Origin of the sequence: Pelotomaculum sp. PtaB.Bin117, from assembly GCF_002067195.1 — a bacterium.
GTDB lineage: Bacteria > Bacillota > Desulfotomaculia > Desulfotomaculales > Pelotomaculaceae > Pelotomaculum_D > Pelotomaculum_D terephthalicicum.
In genome coordinates this window covers 1-1,932 of sequence record NZ_MVQM01000081.1, presented here as the reverse complement: position 1 = coordinate 1,932, position 1,932 = coordinate 1, and the positions used below count along the sequence as shown (strand labels likewise).

2 protein-coding genes and 1 riboswitch are annotated in these 1,932 nt (G+C 44.4%); both genes read right to left on the bottom strand.

Annotated features, from left to right (window positions below):
• Positions 1–66: 66 nt before the first annotated feature.
• Complete coding sequence (locus A4E54_RS05540) at positions 67–858, bottom strand: DUF364 domain-containing protein (RefSeq protein WP_286724890.1); 792 nt, start codon at positions 856–858, stop codon at positions 67–69.
• Between the two features lie 18 nt (positions 859–876).
• Positions 877–1,425 (bottom strand): FmdE family protein, encoded by a 549-nt coding sequence (locus A4E54_RS05535; protein WP_286724888.1) that lies wholly within the window; start codon positions 1,423–1,425, stop codon positions 877–879.
• Between the two features lie 301 nt (positions 1,426–1,726).
• A riboswitch (molybdenum cofactor riboswitch) is annotated at positions 1,727–1,863 on the top strand.
• Positions 1,864–1,932: the final 69 nt, after the last annotated feature.

Here is a 1,932-nt window from a genome sequence, read left to right as displayed (position 1 = left end):
TCGGCATGCTGTTTCGATCAGTTATTTGTGATTTGACAATGCCCACAGGGTTTAGTGTAATAGAATCTACTCCCATGCCGCGCGCACGTCCTCTCGACCCGGGCATGACGGACTCCGCTGAACGCATACCATTTGTCCGCCATGCTTGAAAATATTCATTTTTTCGCCTTCTTGAACCGCTTTCCAGATGAGCTGCTGATCGAGGATAACCAAGCTTGCGAGCCGATCGACTCCGTAGTTAAATAGAACCCTGGAAATCGGCACACTTGGACCCACGAGGATAATCTTTGAGTTCTTTGACAGTTCAAGGAGTCTGGGCATGGTTTTGTTGGTAAAGGCTGTCCCGGTGATAAAGACAAAATCCTGCCCGGGGAGGATATACTCGCAGGCAGAGTCGGGAAAATCGTCTGCTTGAGGCTTCCTTTCGAGCACAGACAGCTCACATATTTTTCGGAGTTGCGCTACATTAGGGAAATGGCCAATCACCGCAACTTTTTTTCCGGTAATTTCCGGTATTAATTGTTTGAAGGCGTTGGATTCTTCGGGAGCACAGGATTGATCAATTGGTCTGCCGGTAAGAGCCATGACCTCCGCGGGGTTATTGAAGGCCGCGTTAATTGCCGCCTGTCCCAACGATGCTTCAAGCATATCCCACGATTTAGAGAAACACGCAAGCTTTTTCAACGGCATTCCGGTAGTATTGGCAAGATTCGCTCCTTTCTTGCCCCCCTTGACTGTCTTGGCCATACCGAGACCCCGCTCTGACCGGACAAGCGTCCAAGAGACCCCCAGCAGGCATTCCAAAACGGTCAGGTTTTCAGGTATCGCATCAATGAGGTCATCATACATCTCCCACATGGGTTTCTTACTCCTTTTTTAAATCTTTTGATAATAAGCGCCATTGGCGCAAGCTTTGCATAGTACCTTTCCATCCTTGAGCATATCCCTGCCGTCCATAATTTTTTCCTGACAATTTTCGCATATGGTTTTCGCCATCGGCCTGCCCGGCAGATCTCCCGGTTTCAGGGCAACCGTTATCGGCTCCATTGTAAACATTTGTTCATCGGAAAATTGTTTCCAATAAAAAACCGGATCAGCGTCTTCAGGAGCGTTTTGCTTCGCGTCCATAGCGATCCTGACTCCTTTACCAGTATTCATGTCGATAAAACTGGCCGCCATTTTACCGTAATCCAACCACTTCAGCCTTCTCTTTCCGAGTGAACATCCTGTTACCGATTGTACAGCGTCGGCAAGACAACGATCAACTTCGACAAAAACGATAAAATCTTTGTTTTTAGCAGGATCTTCAATTCCAAGATAATTGAGACCCGCCCGGGCCATCCTAACGCCAAAAACGATACCCGTGCATACGTGACCATGAAACTCACGCGCTTTTTTCAGATCCTCCTCAAAAAGATCCGTCATGATGTACACTCCCTCTCAATTTATTTATGCTGAAATCATTATCTGCAACAGCTTTGCTTTCCGTTCACATCGCTTAATTACAGCCAACTAAATCTAACAACAACCAAATTATATTATTGTTTTTATCTGTATTCAATAGTTTTGTTTTTTTGCAGCAGAGATCTACCAGAAAAAAGAGGCGGGTTAAAAATATAATTGTTGATGTTGTGCAAATTATCAATAAATGATATACTTTTAGCCGACAAAAACTAACATAGAACAATGAGACCTAAATAAGTTTTTAACATAAACAGATATAAATTAACATAAACGACTCCAAGCCTAGTGTCCAAGGGCATTAAGCCTATGGGACTAAAGCCTGGGTGTCCGGCATCCTCAGGGCAGCAAAAGAATTTTTGTTGCCTCCTGGTAATGGAAAGGAGTTGCAAGAACAGCTTAAAGCTTGTGTCTGTGATTTTTTCCAGATGTAAGCTTTTTATATATACGGCATCCTGTTGATATAGAAAC